This is a genomic window from Meiothermus taiwanensis WR-220 (genome assembly GCF_003568585.1).
Taxonomy (GTDB): Bacteria; Deinococcota; Deinococci; order Deinococcales; family Thermaceae; genus Meiothermus; species Meiothermus taiwanensis.
The window spans coordinates 2,725,042-2,740,844 of sequence record NZ_CP021130.1; the positions used below are offsets into that span (position 1 = coordinate 2,725,042).

A 15,803-nucleotide genomic window follows, 5' to 3' on the forward strand; every position below is an offset into this window, starting at 1 on the left:
TTCATTGTACGCGGCCCTAAAAGATGCCTGCAAAGCCGTCCAGAATGCGGGCGATGTGCCGGGCGGCGTTGTGGAAGTCCTGGATGCGGATGTTCTCGTTGGGGGCGTGGGTGCGGTTGGTGATGCCGTAGCCCACCCCGGCGTCGATGACCGGGATGTTCAGGGGCCCGGCAAAGGCATACACCGGCGAGCTGCCCCCGGTCAGGGGGATGCGCTGGTAGGGCTTCTGGTAGACCTCCTGGGCCGCGCGGGCCGCCAGCTCTACCAAGGGGTGATTGGGGTCGGAGCGGGCCGGGAACATGTAGTCGGCGTGGGTGATCTGCACGTCGGTGAAGCCCTGGGCATCGAGGTGGGCCCGCAGCTTTTGCAGGATGTCGGTGGGGTTCTGGTCGGGCACCAGGCGGAAGTCGAGCTTGGCCGAGGCTTTAGCCGGAATCACGGTCTTGGTGCCCGGGCCCTGGTAGCCGGTGGTGATGCCCTGGATGTTGCAGGTGGGGTTGAAGACGGCCTTTCTTAGCTCGAAGCCGCTCAGGTTGTTCACAAAGCCCCGCACCCCAAAGCTCTGGCGCAGGTAGGCCTCGAGGTCGGGTAGCTGGCGCAAGAGCTCGAGATCCTGCTCCGAAACAGGCCGCACATGCTCGTAGAAGCCCGGGATCAGGATGCGCTCGTTCTCGTCCTTCAAGGAGGCCAGCACCCGCACCATCCGCCAGGCCGCGCTGGGCAGGATGTGGGCATTGCCGGAGTGGGCGTCGCGCGAGAGGGTCTCGACCTCGAGCTCCAGGGCCAGAATCCCCCGCCGGCCCAGCGAGGTGCCGGGCCGTTCCTCAAAGTCGATGCCCCCCTCCTCCCAGATGGCCCCGTCGCATCTGAGCAGGTTCAGGTGATCCTGCACGAACCGGGCGATGCCGGGGCTGCCCACCTCCTCGTTGCCCTCCACCACAAAGAGCACCCCACAGGGCAGCTCGCCCCCATGCGCGGCCCGCACCGCCTCCACCGCAGCCAGCCGGGCCATAAACTCGCCCTTGTCGTCCTTGGCCCCGCGGGCGAAAAGCCGGCCATCCCGAATCACCGGCGCAAAAGGGGGCGAGTCCCACAGCTCCAGCGGCTCGGGGGGCTGCACGTCGTAGTGGTTGTAAAAGAGCAGGGTGCGCTCTGATTTTCCGGCCGCCCGGCCCACGATCACCGGGTTGCCGTAGCCCTCGATCCTCCAGGTCTCAAAGCCGTGCTGTTGCAGGATTTGTTCGACCAGTTGGGCGCACTCCAGCACCCCCTCGCCGGTGGCCGAGACGCTGGGCTGGGCGCACAGGCGGATGGTCTCTTGCAGGTAGGCCTCGAGGTGCTCTTGCAGGTAGCGGTCAATAGCTTGCGACATAGCCAGACTATAAACCCGTCCCGTACCCCTTGGCCATTACGGGTTTTTGCTTCCCGTTTGCCAAACGTCTTCCCTCTAGGAGGGGGTTGCTTTGGTCTTGTAATCCCTGAACTGCTCCCGCAGCCTGGACTTCAGGAACTTGCCGGTGCTGGTGCGGGGAATCTCATCCAGGAAAACATAGGCATCCGGCAGCCACCACTTGGCAAAGCGGGGCTCCAAAAACCGGGCCAGCTCCTCCGGGGTGGCGCTCTGCCCCTCCTTGAGCACCACCACGGCCAGCGGGCGCTCGTCCCACTTGGGGTCGGGGATGGCGATCACCGCGGCCTCCTTGACGGCGGGATGGGCCATCAGGGCGTTCTCCAGGTCGATCGAGCTGATCCACTCACCGCCGGACTTGATCAGGTCTTTGGTGCGGTCGGCGATGCGGATGTAACCCTCGGGGTCCATCGCCACCACATCGCCGGTGCGGAACCAGCCGTCCTCTGTCCACTTGTCGGACTCCTCCTCCAGGTTGTAGTAGCTCGCGGCCACCCAGGGCCCCCGCACCTGCAGCTCGCCCAGCGACTGCCCGTCCCAGGGCACCGGGCCCTGCTCGCCCACCGCGCGGATCTCCACCCAGGGGGTGGGCAGGCCTTGCTGGGCCCGGTAGCGGTACTCGAGCTCGGGGTCGCCCCGCAGATGGCGCTTGAGCCGGCTCACCGTGCCCAGCGGGCTCATCTCGGTCATGCCCCAGGCGTGCAGCACGGTGTGGCCCAGGCGGTCGAAGGCCCGGATCATGGCCTCGGGGGCCGCGCTGCCCCCCACCACCATCTCCATCGGTCTGAGCTGCCAGCGGGTGGGTTCTTTCTCGAGGGCTTGCAGCACCCCCAGCCAGATGGTGGGCACCCCGGCGGTCTTGGTCACCTGTTCCGACTCGAACAGCTCCAGCAGGCTCACCGGGTCGAGGTGGGGCCCCGGCAGCACCAGCTTGCTGCCCACCATCACCCCGGTAAAGGGCAGCCCCCAGGCCAGCACGTGGAACATGGGCACCACCGGCAGCAGCACATCCTGGCCGGCCAGGTTCAGGGCATCCGGCAGGGCCGAGGCCAGGCTGTGCAGGGCAATGGAGCGGTGCGAGTAGACCACCCCCTTGGGCTTGCCGGTAGTACCGGAGGTGTAGCACATCGCGGCGGCGTCGCGCTCGTCGAGGGCGGGGTAGGCAAAGTCGGGGTCGCCGGTGGCCAGGAAGTCCTCGTAGCTCAATAAGCCCTCCGGCAGCGGCTGGCCCGAGAGGGGCACCACGATCACCCGCTCCAGGTTTACCTGCTCTTTCACCGCCTCATACAGCTTCAAAAGCACATCGTCTACGATGAGAAACCTGTCCTGGGCATGGTTGATGATGTAGGCGATGTCGGAGGGGTGCAGGCGCAGGTTCAGCGGGTGCAGCACCCCCCCGGCCACCGGCACGCCAAAGTAGGCCTCGAGGTGGGCGTAGGTGTTCCAGGAGAGGGTGGCCACGCGGTCGCCTTTTTGCAGCCCGGCCTTCTGCAAGGCCGAGGCCAGCCTGCGCGAGCGCTGGTAAAAATCGCCAAAGGTGTAGCGGTGAAGCGAGCGGTCGGGCCGCCGGGTCACTATCTCTTCCTTTGGAAACAGCTTGCCAGCCCGCTCCAAAAGATGCGGCAGGGTCAGGGGAAAATCCATCATGGTGGACTGCATGGGCGCCTCCTCTTGCTTCGGGTTGTAACAAAAGTATAAAGCCCCCTCGAGGCCGTTACCACGAGGGGGCTGGGTTCTGCGACCGGCCTAGAAAGTGAAGAAGGCCGGAACGAATTCGTAGGCGTTGCCCGCGCGGCGCACGTAGCCCACGCCCGGCCAGGCAAAGTGGTAGCCCACCACCATAATCCGCTCGGCCGCCGCGGCCTGCCACAGCCGGGCCCGGGTGGCCACGGCCTGCTGGGGGTTGGCGTCAAAGCCCAGGTAGTGATCGGGGAAGCGCAGCGAGAGGATGTAGTGGCCCCCGGCATCGCCCAGGTGCCACAGCGTCCGCCCGCCCGAGCTGACCTGCACGGCCAGGTGCCCCACGGTATGACCGGAGGTATCCACCGCCGTAACGCCCGGGGCAATCTCGGCGCCGGGGCGCACCCGGGTAAAGCGCTCGCGCAGGGCCACCAGGTTGGCGGGTGGGGTGGCCTGGGAGAGCCAGAACTGCAGCTCGGCCTCGCCGATGATGTGCTGGGCGTTGGCAAACACCGGCTGCCCATCCCGCACCAGCCCGCCGATGTGATCGCCGTGGCCGTGGGTGATGAAGACGATGTTGATATCGGCAGGCCGCAGGCCGGCGTTGGCCAGGTTGCTGAGCAGCTGCCCGGCCTGGCCCCGGCCCGTATCAACGAGGATCTTGGCCCGTCCGGTGTCGATGACCATGGGGTTGAAGTTGTTGATGAACTGGGTGGGCTCGAGGAAGTTCTCCCGCAGGGCAGCTTCAAACTCGGCCTGCCGGCCGGGGTTGGCCCCCCAGTTGGGGAAGGCATTGCCGGGTGGGGTCTGGCCATCGCTCAGCACCGTGAGGGTAAAATCCCCCAGTTTGAATCGGTAAAAGCCAGCCCCATTGGGCATCGCAGGGGCCTGCTGGGCCATAGTGGGTATGGTACCAGCGGCCGCCACCGCACCGGTGGTACCCAGCAGCTTGAGGGCTTGACGACGAGACAGTTTGCTCATACGGGCCTCCTCATGGTTCTTTCATTTGGCTTGACGAATTAAAGTACATAAAAAACCATAGCTTAGGGGGTTCAGCCCAATGTAAGCTCACCTCACATTGGCCTGCCGCCGCTGCAACCCAGCGTGTATGTGGGCCCAGCGCAGGGGCTCGGGCAGGCGGGTCTTCCCCATCAGCGAGCGCACCAAAGCCAGGCTCTCTTCCATGCCCACCTGGTGGCCCGGCGAGACCACCAGTGGGCGCACCCCGCTGCGGCTGCGGAAAAGCCAGCCCATCTGCGCTTCCCCATCCATCAGGCGCACCGCCGAACCCGCCTGTAAAGGCAGCGCACCCTCGGGCCGGCCAAAGAGCAGGGTCTTGGCCACCCCAACGGCCGGAAGATCCAGGTACACCCCCAGGTGGGCGGCGATGCCCAGCCGCCGGGGATGGGCGATGCCCTGCCCATCCACCAGAAGCACCTCGGGGGGACGGGAAAGCCGGGCCAGGGCCGCCAGGTACAGCGGGGCCTCACGGAAGGAGAGGTAACCGGGAATGTAGGGAAATAGCTCGGCCTCATCCATCTGGGCCGCGGCCACCTCGAGCACCCCCCCCGCCTGCCTGTCCCACAGAACCGCCACCGCCACCGAGGGGCCTTTTACCTTGGAAAAGCGGGTCGGGTGGGAGGCATCCAGGGCCCCGATATACCGGGCCCCACAGGGGTTCCCCGCCAGCACCACGGCCTGGGCCAGCGCGCGTTGCAGCGCCGCGGCCTCCTGTAGGCTGCTGGGTCGGGCCAAGCTATTGGGGTGCATAAACCATCCGCCTAATATGCTACAATCGGCCCTTGGCGTAGGTTCGCTGGTGCTTAACCCGGGTCTTACCTTATCGGGGTACAAAGAGTTGGGTGGGCAGTGCTACCGAAAAAGGGCCGGGCCAGGCCCGACCCTAAGAAGCTGGCGCACCCGACAGGACTCGAACCTGTGACCTTTCGCTCCGGAGGCGAACGCTCTATCCACTGAGCTACGGGTGCATAAGCACCAAGCAGGGTAGCACCGCATAGAGGAGGCAGTCAAGTGTTTGGAATCAACAGAAGGGTAGTTGCGGTTATTTTCGGGGTTCTGGCCCTGGCCTTTGTGGTGGGTTCGGTTCTGCTCTTTACCCCCCAGGGCCAGCGCAGCACCCAGGGCAAGACCGAGTTCACCGTGAACGGTCGCCCGGTCTACGAGCTGGATCTGGCCAGGGCCCAGCAAAGCGATCCCATCTTGAGCACCAACCCCCAGGGCCTTTTGAAAAACCTGGCCGAGGTCAACTTTATAGACCGGATGATCGTGACCACCGCGCTATTGCAGGACACCGCGCGCATCCGGGTCTCGAGCGGGGAGCTCAAAAAAGAGCTCGATACCATCAAGGAGCGCTTTGGCCTGCAGAAGAAGCAAGACTACGACCGCTTCCTGACCCAGGTGGGCTACACCGACTCGCAGCTGCGCAATGAGCTGCGGGATCAGATCCGCATCAATAAGCGGGTTGAGGAGATTCAGAAAAAAGCAGAGCCGACCGAAGAGGAGATGCGGCTGTACTTCGAGCTCAACCGCGAGCAGTACAAAAACGAAGAACGGGTGCAGGCCCGCCAGATTGTGGTGGACGACAAAGCCACCGCCGAAAAGATCTACGCCCAGGTGACCGCCCCGGGGGCCGATTTTGCCGCCATTGCCAAGGCCAACTCCAAGCTGAACGCCGAGCAGGGCGGGGCCTTGGGGGCCCAGGCCGGCCAGAGCGAGCCCGGGCCGGTGACCCGGGTGGTCTTCCCCAACGTGGTGGCCGACGCGGTCTTCAAGCTGCGCGACGGTCAGATCAGCAAGCCCATCGAGGCCGGGGGCCGCTTTTACATCGTGAAGGTTGAGAAGTACCTCCCAGCGGGCGATGTGAAGTTTGAAGAGGTCAAGGATCGGGTCAAGGAGGACGCCAAGCGCATCAAGGGCCAGGGTGCCCTGGAAGCCTACATCGAAGAGCTGCGGGCCAGGGCCAACGTGAAGTTTGCCGAAGGCTCCACCTACAAATTTGAAAACCCGGTCGTGGCCAAGGTCGGTGAGACCGAGATCAAGCTAACCGAGGTAACCCAGTCGGTCTTCGCCAACCCCCAGGTGCCCCAGCTGCTGCAGCAGGGCTTGGGGGAGCTGGCCGTGCAGTTCTTCATGCCGCAGACCCTGGAGCAGCTCATCAGCCGGGAGGCGGCCTACCAGTTCGCCCAAACCCTGGGCCAGCCCTTCTTTGGCTCCAAAAGCGATATAGTCACCCAGGCCCAGCAGTGGAAAACCCGCGACATCACCGTGACGGAGGCCGAGGTGCGCAGATACTACGACTCCAACCTGGCCAACTTCACCATCCCGGCCTCGGCCAAGGTACAGGCCGTGAACTTCAAGAAGGAAGACAAGGCCAAAGCCGATGCCTTCCGGGCCGCCGCCCTCCGAGGCGGAAAGCTCGAGGATCTGGCCAAGGCCAATGGCGGCACCGTGCAGGACTATGGCGTGGTCAACCCAGGTACCATGCCCCCCGTGCCCAACCGGCTGGTCTTCCTGACCCGTGGCACCTTCCCCAAAGGGCCCTTGGGCGAGGTGAGCGAGGTGGTGAAGCTCGAGGATGGGAGCTTCCAGGTGCTCATCGTCAACGACCGCAAGGCCGAGGTGCTGCGCCCCTTCGAGGAGGTCAAGGAGGAAGCCCGCCAGCAGGTGCTGGCCAGCCGCCGGGCCGAGGCCGCGCAAAAGTGGCTGGAGGAGGTGCGCAAGGCCGCCAAAGTGGAGAACAACCTGCAGAAGGTGCTGGCCGCCCTGACCCCCAAAGAAGAGCCCAAACAAGAGCAGCCCAAAACCAACGAGAGCCAGCCCAGCGGCAACCCGTCCCAGCCTGACACCAATCAAAGCACCCCAGCCAACCGCTAATCCCATACTGTTTGTGGCCCTCCCCCAAACTGGGGAGGGTCTTTATATGGCACCTGCTCGAACACCACCCACCCTGACCTTCTGCAATTGGCCGGCAGCGTGTAAACTCTAGGGCGGTATGGAACGCACCTACATCATGGTCAAACCCGACGGCGTGCGCCGGGGCCTGACCGGCGAGATCATCAACCGGATCGAGCGCAAGGGCTTCAAGATTGTGGCGATGAAGAAGATGGTCATATCCCGCGAGACCGCCGAGACCCACTACGGCGAGCACAAAGGCAAGCCCTTCTTCGAGGGGCTGGTTAACTTCATCACCAGCGGGCCGGTGGTGGCGATGGTGGTGGAGGGGCCGAATGCCATCGCCGAGATGCGCCGCCTGATGGGGGCCACCCGCCCCTGGGAGGCCGCCCCCGGCACCATCCGCGCCGACTTTGCCACCACCGTGGACGAGAACGTGATCCACGGCTCGGACGGCCCCGAGAGCGCCCAGCGCGAAATTAGTATTTTCTTCAAGCCCGAAGAGATTATCGGTTAGCGCTTGCGGCGGCGCCTGGCTTTGCCCGCAGTGGTGGGTTCGGGCAGACCCTTGAGGCGGGCCTCGAGGCTGCGCATCTGGTCGCGCAGGCTGGCGGCCTTCTCGAAGTCGAGGGCCTCGGAGGCCGCCCACATCTCGGTCTCGAGCTGCTCCAGCAGGCTCTGCAAAAGCGCCGGGTCGTCCAGCACCGCCTCGGCCGCCTCGGCCTCGTAGTCCTCGGGCTTGACCAGCTTGCGCACCGACTTCTGCACGGTGGCGGGGGTGATGCCGTGCTCGAGGTTGTAGGCTTCCTGCAAGGCCCGGCGGCGGTTGGTCTCGTCAATGGCCGCCCGCATCGCCTCCGAGACGGTGTCGGCGTAAAGAAACACCTCGCCCCCCACGTTGCGGGCAGCCCGCCCGATGGTCTGGATGAGGGAGCGTTCGGAGCGCAGGAAGCCCTGCTTGTCGGCGTCCAGGATGGCCACCAGCGAGACCTCGGGCAGGTCGAGGCCCTCGCGCAGCAGGTTGATGCCCACCAGGGCATCGAAGTAGCCCAGCCGCAGGTCGCGCAGCAGGGCCTGGCGCTCGAAGGCGTCGAGTTCGTGGTGCAGGTAGCGGGCCCGCACCCCGTGCTCCACCAGGTAGGCGGTGAGCTCCTCGGCCATGCGCACCGTGAGCACGGTCACCAGGGTGCGCTCGCCCCGGGCCGCGCGGGTGCGGATGGCCCCCATCAGGTCTTCGATCTGGCCGGCGGTGGGTTTGACCGTCACCCGGGGGTCTAAGAGGCCGGTGGGGCGGATGATCTGCTCCACCACCCGGCCCGAGACCTCGAGCTCGTAGGGCCCCGGCGTGGCCGAGACAAACACCACCTGCCCCACCCGCTCCAAAAACTCGTTGAACCGGAGGGGGCGGTTGTCCAGGGCGCTGGGCAGGCGGAAGCCGTAGTCCACCAGGGTTTTCTTGCGCATGTGGTCGCCGTTGTACATCCCCCGGATCTGCGGCACGCTCACATGCGACTCATCCAGGAGCACCAGGTAGTCCTCGGGAAAGTAGTCGAGCAGGGTGTAGGGCGGCTCGCCGGGGGCCTTGCCCGACAAAAACCGGCTGTAGTTCTCGATGCCGGGGCAGGTGCCCATCACCCCCAGCATCTCCAGGTCGTAGAGGGTGCGCTCCTTGAGCCGCTGGGCCTCCAGCAGCTTGCCCTCGGCCTCGAGCTCCCTAAGCCGCTCCTCCAGTTCCCGCCGGATTTGCGGGATGGCCTCCTTGAGCCGCCACTCCGGGGTGGCGTAGTGGGTGGCCGAGAGCAGCACAAAGCCCGGCAAATCTTTGAGGCGTTCGCCCGTCACGGGGTGCACCACCGTCACCCGGTCGATGGTGTCGCCGAACAGCTCGATGCGGATGGGCTCCTCTTCGTAGGCCGGCCAGACCTCGAGCACCTCACCCCTGGCCCTGAAGCGCCCGGCCGAAAGCTGCAGATCGCCCCGCTCGTACTGCAAGTCCACCAGCCGCTCGATCAGCCGCTCGCGGGGGTAATCCTGCCCCACCTCCACCACCAGGCTCATGTTTTTGTAGTCCTCGGGGCTGCCCAGGCCGTAGATAGCCGAGACCGAGGCCACCACAATCACGTCGCGCCGGGTGAGCAGGCTGCGGGTGGTGGAGTGGCGCAGCCGCTCGATCTCGGGGTTGATGCTGGCGTCTTTCTCGATGTACAGGTCGCGTCCCGGCACGTAGGCCTCGGGCTGGTAGTAGTCGTAGTAGCTGATAAAAAACTCCACCGCGTTCTGGGGGAAAAGCTCGCGGAACTCGGCCGCCAGTTGCGCGGCCAGCACCTTGTTGGGGGCCATGACCAAGGCCGGGCGCTGCAAGGCCTCGATCACCTTGGCCATGGTCACGGTCTTGCCGGTGCCGGTCGCGCCCAGGAGGGTGACAAAGCGCTCGCCATCGCGCAGGGCTTCGGTGAGGGCGGCAATGGCCTGGGGCTGGTCGCCTTTGGGTTCGGGGCCTTGGTAGCGGAACATCGGAAAAACCGGCACCTTAGGATACAATCCCCGGCACCCGCGCTTCATCGGGCAGCGGCTCAAAGAAGGCGTCCTCCACGCTGCCTTTCAAGAAGCCCAGGGGCACCTTGTCCACCGGCTCCAGGGGCGCCAGTTTGGCGTAGGGTTTGCCGCACTTCGAGACCACCACCTCCTCCCCCGCGTGGGCGCGCTCGAGCAGTTCGGAAAAGCGCTGCTTAGCCTGGTGCGCGGTGACCATCCTCACGCCTTATATCCTAGGTATCCAGGCCGACTTTCACAAGCCCGCCCCGTGCGGAGCGATGTATGCTAACATAAACATATGAAGCGGACGACCATCTACCTGGATCCCGAGCTCGAGCTCCTCCTCAAGCTCGAGGCCCGGCGTACAAAAAAGCCCATGGCCGAGATTATCCGCGAGGTGCTGCGCAAAGGCATCACCGCAAAACGCCCGCGCTCCCGGTACGTTGGCGCCTTCGACAGCGGCCACACCACCGACGCCGAGCGCTTTGAAGAAGTGTTGGACGAGCTGGGGTTTGGCGAGCCGGAGAACAGCTAATGCTCCTGGATAGCGGCATCCTTGTGGCCTATTACAACCGCCGCGATGAGTGGCATCACGCGGTGGCCCGTCTCCTGGATGAAAGAGAAATACTGCTGCTGCCGGCCCCGGTCATCCCCGAGGTGGATTATCTGCTGGGTAGGCGCATGGGCCTGGCCGCCCAAATGGCGCTTTACGAGGACATCGGGTCGCAGGTTTACCAGGTAGTCGATCTTTCCGAAGCCGGGTACTGGCGGGTTTTGGAGCTGAACCGGCAGTACGAAAGCCTCCGCCTGGGCTTCGTGGACGCTGCTGTTATTGCCATAGCCGAGGAGCTTGGCATCGGGCAGATCGCCACCCTCGACCGCCGGCATTTTGGGGCGGTGGAGGCCAGAATCAAGCTCGAGCTGCTGCCCTGAAAAAAGAACCCCGCCCTTTCGGGCGGGGCTTGAAGTGGGTTCGGTATTTAGAACTTCACTTCGTAGCTGATCTTGAAGCCCGTACCATTGCTGACAGTCGCGCCCGAGCCGTTCGCCAGGGTGGCCGAGGCCGCTGCCATGGTCAGGTTGCCATACTTCCACTCGAGGTACAGACCGGTCACGCTACCCGAGTTGGTGCCGAAGCCGCCGGTGAGGTTCCAGGGGTACTGCACCTCGCCGGGGTAGTTGAAGACGCGGTCGGTGGTGATGCTCAAGGGGAAGTTGCCGAAGCCGCGGGCCGGAGCACCGCCCACAGGGAGGGGCGATACCACGTTGGTCGCCCTGTACTGAGCATAGCCCACCTTGAAGACGCTCCCGGTAGCCAGGAACTCGTTCAGGTTGAGGCCCACCCGCCAGTATTGCTCGCTCGAGGAGTTGCTGCCAGGTGCAGTTTCAGTGATGGACTGCTGCACGAAGGCACCCTCGAGGCTGGGCTTGAGGGGGATACCCAGCGGGTCGGTGCTGACGCCAATACCGTATTTGAGGGCATTGGTGGACAAGTTAGTGTTGCCCCCTGCCGCATCCGCAAAGCTGTGGTAGCGCACGATGGGGTTGAGCGAGATAAAGCCTAGCTTCAGGTTGTAGCCCGCACTGGCCAAGATATCGGTGCCGGCATCGGGGCCCGCGAAGGACTGGTACCACAGGTTGAGATCCAGGTTCGGAACCAGCGCGTTGCTGGCCCGGCCGCTATGCACCAGCTTGACACCCCAGCCGCTCGACCAGCGGGCGTCCAGGTTGTTGTAGACGTAGAAGTTGTAGTTGCCGTTGAGGCCCGACTGGGTGCCAGCAACGGCGGAGACCTGCCCACCGTTCACGTTGGTGTTGTTGTAGAAGCCGTTCAGGCTGAAGCCGGCGAACAGCGGCACAGTGACACCCAAGCTGAGGGTATCTGCGGTCTGGCTGCGGGTGGCAAAGTCGGCGGAGTTGTCGTAGAAGACACGCGCCTCGATGTTATTCAAGAAGGACAGGGTCAGCTTACCATCGAAACCAAAGCCGATGTTGTTGGCGCCGTAGGGGGCCTCGCCGTTGCCACCCAACCCAAAGAAGTAGTAGCTGGAGGCCGAGGACAGGCCAGCCTGACCGTTATTGTATTGCGGGTCAATGGCGCGGTAGTTGAAGTTGGCCTCAAGGATACCCAGCTTCACCCCAATCTTGGTGTAGAAGGCCTGGTCGGTTACGAGCTGGTTGGAGAAGTCGGGAGTAAAGGCAAAGGGCGTGGAGGCCACATAGGCACCTTCCAGGTTCACAAGCCCAAAGAGGCTACCCTTGTAGTCCACTCCAAAAGCCGAACGGTTACCACGGTTCTCAGCGTAGCTGAGGCCGGTGGTAATACCCAGCAAGTTGAGTTCAGCCCGCAGACCACCGTAGGTGGGGTCGCTTCCCCATACGCGGCTTGCAGCCGGAACTGAAGTGCTGTCAATCCCTTCACCTGCCACCACGGTGAACTTAGGCGCCAGGGGGAAGGCTTTGGCATCCAGGGTAGCCACAAAGCCACGGGTGGTGATCAAGTCCCCCACGGTGCTGTTGTTGAAGAGGTAGGGGTTGAAGCTAAAGGTGCTGTCGTCGTTGTTGTAGGTGACGCTGAAGGCCTGGCCGGAGAGGCTGCCCTTGACGCTGGCGCTGTTGAGGGCCAGGGTACGAGCTGCACCCGAGTTCACCAGATCAGCGCTCAGACCCAGGCTGACCTCGCTGATGGCACCGCCGGTGGGCTTGAGACCAAAGTTCAGGGTGGCCCCGCCATAGGTGTAAGTTTGGTCGAAGTCCCCACGACGGAAGGCGTTGCGAATGCGGTTACCCGAGCTATCATCCGCACCGGTGCCGGAGCTCAGGGCGTTGTTCGGGAAGAGGCGGTCGATGTCGAAGTTACCGCCGGTGTTGGTGGCATAGCCATAGGTGGCCGAGAGCGAGCCGGTCAGGGTCGGGCGGGTGCCTTCTACAGCGGTCAGGCGCTGATCCAGGGCCCCCACCCGGGTGTCCAGGGCGCTCACCCGGTCGGAGAGGCGCACCAGGTCGCTGCGCAGGGCGGTGGCGAACTCCTGGATGGCGCTCACGTCTTCGCGGTTGGCGAAGCTTTCGAAGTCCACGTCGCCGAGCTGCTTCTCCAGGGCGGTTACGCGGTCTTGCAGCGAGAGGACGTCCTGGTTCAGGAGCACGGCCAGCTCGTTGAGGGCGCGGATGCTGTCGGCGTCGGCCTCCACCTGGGTCTTGAGGGCGGCCACATCGCCTTCCACGGCATCGAGGCGCTCGGCCAGCACCTGGGCCTGGGCCAGGGCGGTATCGGCGGCTACGCTGGCGGCCTCCACCCGGTCGGCCAGATCGGCCAGGGCGGCTTCGTCCATACCGGCGGCGGGCTCAGCCTTCATAGCCTTGAGTTCTTCGATGGCGGCCTCGAGGCGGGCGATGTCGTCCTTGGAAGCGGCGTTGTCTTCCAGGGCCGATACGCGCACGCCCAGGGCGGCCAGCTCGGCGGCCAGCTCCTGCACCGCGTTGCGGATGGCGGTCATGTCTTCCGCGTTCATGCCGCTGCCGTCGGCCTTCACGCACTCGCCGCCCTGCTGGATCTCGTTCAGCAAGCGCTGGAAGATCAGGGCGGCCTGGTAGCGGGTCAGGTTGGTGTTACCACGGAAGGTTCCATCGGGGAAACCCGTGATAAGACCGCAGGCCGCGATGCGCTCGACGGCTTCTTTGGCCCAGTGTCCGGCGGGTACGTCGGAGAACTGCGCCTGACCGAAGCCTAGACCGAGCACGGTCAGCAACCCAGCCAAGTAAACTACTAGCTTCTTCTTCATTCTGCCTCCTCAAAGCCTCGCGGGCCTCCGGATGGATGCCGCACGAGAACCGGTTTTGCGGAGGCGCGGGGTTTTGCGGGGCGAGTTGCCGTGTTTCCTCTCCCAGAGTCCCCAGCGTCCGCAACGGATGCTCGGTAGAGCGGGCTCCCCACTCACGGGGCTCAAAAAGCTCTCACCTTGCGCATCCGGGGGCATCATACCCATGTATTTATCGGGATGTCAAGTATGAACAGGCGCTCAGACGATTAAACTGTACAATGGGCTGGGGTTTATTAAGGCCCCAGGAAAGGAGGTTGGGTCTCAAAGTGAGGAGCGCAGGGGGTCGGATACCGACCTTACGAGGTGGCGGTCTCATGCCGAGATAAGCAGCCAACTGCGAAAGATCGAGTGGTTCCGCGGATGCCGCCAGGGGGCGAACCCCTCCCTCTCCGCTGGCCCAGCGGCCAGAGCAGCCCTGCGGGAAAGCCGGATGCGCGAGCGCCGGACAGCCAATGGGCAGGGTTCAGGTGGAGAAAGCAGCCTAAATTCATCACACCCACCGGCCTTATCCAGCCGGTAAGGGGTGGCCTTTGGGGTGTATGGCCCCAGGTTTGGTGCAAATAGCAGCGGCTTGAACGGACAGTTGGTCTATGGTTTAGGAAAAGAGGTAAAAAGATGTGTGGAATCGTAGGGTATGTGGGTTTCCGCGAGGCGTCGGAGGTAATTCTGGACGGGCTCAAACGCCTGGAGTACCGCGGTTACGACTCAGCGGGGATTGCAGTAAAGGTTAACGGGCACCTCGAGGTGGTCAAAAAAGCTGGCAAGCTCCAGGTGCTGGCCGACAGCCTCAAGGAGCATAACCTGAGCGGGCAGTTTGGGGTGGGGCATACCCGCTGGGCCACCCATGGGGCCCCCACCGACCCCAACGCCCATCCCCACACCACCGAGAAGGGCGATATTGTGGTGATCCACAACGGCATCATCGAGAACTACTTGCCGCTCAAGGAAGGCCTGATCGCCCGGGGTCATACCTTCACCTCCGAGACCGACTCGGAGGTGCTGGCCCACCTGATCGAGGAAAAATACCGGGGCGACCTGGTGGAGGCGGTGCGGCTGGCCCTGGCCGAGGCCTATGGGGCCTACGCCCTGGTGGTGGCCCACCAAGACCACGAGGAGATTGTGGTGGCCCGCACGGTGAGCCCGCTGGTGATTGGACTGGGCGAGGGCGAGAACTTCGTGGCCTCGGACGTACCGGCCCTGCTGCCCTACACCCGCCGGGTGATCTTCCTGCACGACGGCGATATGGCCGTGGTGACCCGTGAAGGGGTTAAGGTGACCGACCTGGCCGGCAACCCGGTGGAGCGTGAGGTGGTGACGGTGGAGTGGAGCCTCGAGGCCGCCGAAAAAGGCGGACACCCCCACTACATGCTCAAGGAGATCTACGAGCAGCCGAGGGTGCTGGAGAACACCCTGGGGGGCCGCCTGCACGAGGAAGAAGCCGGGGTGGAGCTGGGGCTCAAGCTCGAGCCCACCCGCTACGACAAGGTGCACATCGTGGCCTGTGGCACGGCCTACTACGCGGCCTGGGTGGGCAAGTACCTGCTGGAAGCCCTGGCCCGCGTGCCGGTGGAGATCGACGTGGCCTCGGAGTACCGCTACCGCGACCCGGTGGTGGACGAGAAAACCCTGGCCATCTGCATCAGCCAGTCGGGCGAGACCATCGATACCCTGGAGGCCATCCGCGAGGCGGGGCGCAAGGGCGCGGGCACCCTGGGGGTCATCAACGCCAAGGGCAGCAGCATCACCCGCGAGGTCGACGACACCCTCTACATCCACGCCGGGCCGGAGATCGGGGTGGCCTCCACCAAGGCCTACATCGCCATGCTGGCCGCCATGGCCATGCTGGCGGTCTGGATGGGCCGGGCCAGGGGCAGCCTGGACGAGAAGACCGCACGGGAATTTCTGGGGGAGATGCGCAAACTGCCAAGGCTGGTGGAAGAGGCGCTCGAGCTGCGCCCCCAGGTAGCCCACATCGCCGAGAAGTACCACCAGGCCCAGGACTACCTGTTCCTGGGGCGGCATATTCAGGCCCCCACCGCCTACGAAGGAGCCCTCAAGCTCAAGGAGATCAGCTATATCCACGCCGAGGCCTACCCCGCTGGCGAGATGAAGCACGGCCCCATCGCCCTGATCGACGAGCGCCTGCCGGTGGTGGTGCTCGCCACCCAGAGCCCCTTCTACGAGAAAACCGTCTCCAACATCCAGGAGGTGCGGGCCCGGGGCGGGCGGGTGATTGCCGTAGCCACCGAAGGCGACACCGAGGTAAAAAAGTTTGCCCAGGACGTGATTTATGTCCCCAAAACCCACCATTTGCTGGCCCCGGTGGTGAGCGTGGTGCCCCTGCAGCTGCTGGCCTACGAGACCGCAGTATGCCTGGGCCGTGATGTAGACCAGCCCCGCAACCTGGCCAAGAGCGTGACGGTGGAGTAGCCGAGCCCGTATAAACG

The 15,803-nt window shown here is 64.5% G+C and carries 12 protein-coding genes and 1 tRNA gene; 5 read left to right on the forward strand and 8 right to left on the reverse strand.

Translation table 11 applies throughout. The annotated features are described in order from the left end of the window. Positions 1–16: 16 nt before the first annotated feature. From MTAI_RS13455 to MTAI_RS13475, 5 genes are all read right to left on the reverse strand, one after another. Positions 17–1,372, reverse strand: coding sequence for a M20/M25/M40 family metallo-hydrolase (locus tag MTAI_RS13455; protein WP_223299647.1), 1,356 nt, complete (start codon positions 1,370–1,372; stop codon positions 17–19). Positions 1,373–1,447: 75 nt separating this feature from the next. After that, a complete protein-coding gene (locus tag MTAI_RS13460; RefSeq protein ID WP_027888628.1) occupies positions 1,448–3,067 on the reverse strand; it encodes a long-chain fatty acid--CoA ligase in 1,620 nt (539 codons plus the stop codon). 87 nt (positions 3,068–3,154) lie between these two features. After that, a complete protein-coding gene (locus tag MTAI_RS13465) occupies positions 3,155–4,069 on the reverse strand; it encodes an MBL fold metallo-hydrolase (protein WP_081698424.1) in 915 nt (304 codons plus the stop codon). A gap of 87 nt (positions 4,070–4,156) precedes the next feature. Then, entirely contained in the window at positions 4,157–4,858 is a 702-nt protein-coding gene (locus tag MTAI_RS13470) for an endonuclease V (protein ID WP_027888626.1), read from the reverse strand. A 142-nt stretch (positions 4,859–5,000) separates the two neighbouring features. After that, a tRNA-Arg gene (locus MTAI_RS13475) sits at positions 5,001–5,076 on the reverse strand. A 43-nt stretch (positions 5,077–5,119) separates the two neighbouring features. Between MTAI_RS13475 and MTAI_RS13480 the strand changes: the two genes are divergently transcribed. Next, positions 5,120–6,982 (forward strand): peptidylprolyl isomerase, encoded by a 1,863-nt coding sequence (locus tag MTAI_RS13480; protein ID WP_027888625.1) that lies wholly within the window; start codon positions 5,120–5,122, stop codon positions 6,980–6,982. Positions 6,983–7,100: 118 nt separating this feature from the next. After that, positions 7,101–7,517: a nucleoside-diphosphate kinase gene (gene ndk / locus MTAI_RS13485; protein WP_027888624.1), complete on the forward strand. Its 417-nt coding sequence runs from the start codon at positions 7,101–7,103 to the stop codon at positions 7,515–7,517. On the opposite strand, the gene uvrB is transcribed toward ndk, so the two are convergent. Then, positions 7,514–9,514: an excinuclease ABC subunit UvrB gene (uvrB, locus tag MTAI_RS13490; RefSeq protein ID WP_043982792.1), complete on the reverse strand. Its 2,001-nt coding sequence runs from the start codon at positions 9,512–9,514 to the stop codon at positions 7,514–7,516. The two genes, ndk and uvrB, sit on opposite strands and share 4 nt — an antisense overlap. A 16-nt stretch (positions 9,515–9,530) precedes the next feature. Next, on the reverse strand, positions 9,531–9,752 hold the full coding sequence (locus MTAI_RS13495) for a type II toxin-antitoxin system Phd/YefM family antitoxin (protein ID WP_036197407.1): 222 nt from the start codon (positions 9,750–9,752) through the stop codon (positions 9,531–9,533). Between the two features lie 81 nt (positions 9,753–9,833). On the opposite strand from MTAI_RS13495, the gene MTAI_RS13500 reads away from it, so the two are divergent. After that, on the forward strand, positions 9,834–10,070 hold the full coding sequence (locus tag MTAI_RS13500) for a ribbon-helix-helix protein, CopG family (RefSeq protein WP_027888621.1): 237 nt from the start codon (positions 9,834–9,836) through the stop codon (positions 10,068–10,070). After that, a complete protein-coding gene (locus tag MTAI_RS13505; protein WP_027888620.1) occupies positions 10,070–10,468 on the forward strand; it encodes a type II toxin-antitoxin system VapC family toxin in 399 nt (132 codons plus the stop codon). The genes MTAI_RS13500 and MTAI_RS13505 overlap by 1 nt, the downstream gene beginning before the upstream one ends. A 47-nt stretch (positions 10,469–10,515) precedes the next feature. Here MTAI_RS13505 and MTAI_RS13510 read toward each other — a convergent pair whose 3' ends face one another. Beyond that, positions 10,516–13,317 carry an S-layer homology domain-containing protein gene (locus MTAI_RS13510; protein WP_187388557.1) on the reverse strand — a complete coding sequence of 934 codons (2,802 nt, stop codon included), beginning with the start codon at positions 13,315–13,317 and terminating at the stop codon, positions 10,516–10,518. Between the two features lie 654 nt (positions 13,318–13,971). Here MTAI_RS13510 and glmS point away from each other — a divergent pair. Beyond that, entirely contained in the window at positions 13,972–15,786 is a 1,815-nt protein-coding gene (gene glmS / locus MTAI_RS13515) for a glutamine--fructose-6-phosphate transaminase (isomerizing) (RefSeq protein ID WP_187388558.1), read from the forward strand. The last annotated feature ends 17 nt before the right edge of the window (positions 15,787–15,803 follow it).

Coding starts and splice junctions, on each gene's coding strand:
- MTAI_RS13455 (WP_223299647.1), bottom strand. CDS start 1,372: ATGTCGCAAGCTATTGACCGCTACCTGCAAGAGCACCTCGAGGCCTAC.
- MTAI_RS13460 (WP_027888628.1), bottom strand. CDS start 3,067: ATGCAGTCCACCATGATGGATTTTCCCCTGACCCTGCCGCATCTTTTG.
- MTAI_RS13465 (WP_081698424.1), bottom strand. CDS start 4,069: ATGAGCAAACTGTCTCGTCGTCAAGCCCTCAAGCTGCTGGGTACCACC.
- MTAI_RS13470 (WP_027888626.1), bottom strand. CDS start 4,858: ATGCACCCCAATAGCTTGGCCCGACCCAGCAGCCTACAGGAGGCCGCG.
- ndk (WP_027888624.1), top strand. CDS start 7,101: ATGGAACGCACCTACATCATGGTCAAACCCGACGGCGTGCGCCGGGGC.
- uvrB (WP_043982792.1), bottom strand. CDS start 9,514: ATGTTCCGCTACCAAGGCCCCGAACCCAAAGGCGACCAGCCCCAGGCC.
- MTAI_RS13495 (WP_036197407.1), bottom strand. CDS start 9,752: ATGGTCACCGCGCACCAGGCTAAGCAGCGCTTTTCCGAACTGCTCGAG.
- MTAI_RS13500 (WP_027888621.1), top strand. CDS start 9,834: ATGAAGCGGACGACCATCTACCTGGATCCCGAGCTCGAGCTCCTCCTC.
- MTAI_RS13505 (WP_027888620.1), top strand. CDS start 10,070: ATGCTCCTGGATAGCGGCATCCTTGTGGCCTATTACAACCGCCGCGAT.
- MTAI_RS13510 (WP_187388557.1), bottom strand. CDS start 13,317: ATGAAGAAGAAGCTAGTAGTTTACTTGGCTGGGTTGCTGACCGTGCTC.
- glmS (WP_187388558.1), top strand. CDS start 13,972: ATGTGTGGAATCGTAGGGTATGTGGGTTTCCGCGAGGCGTCGGAGGTA.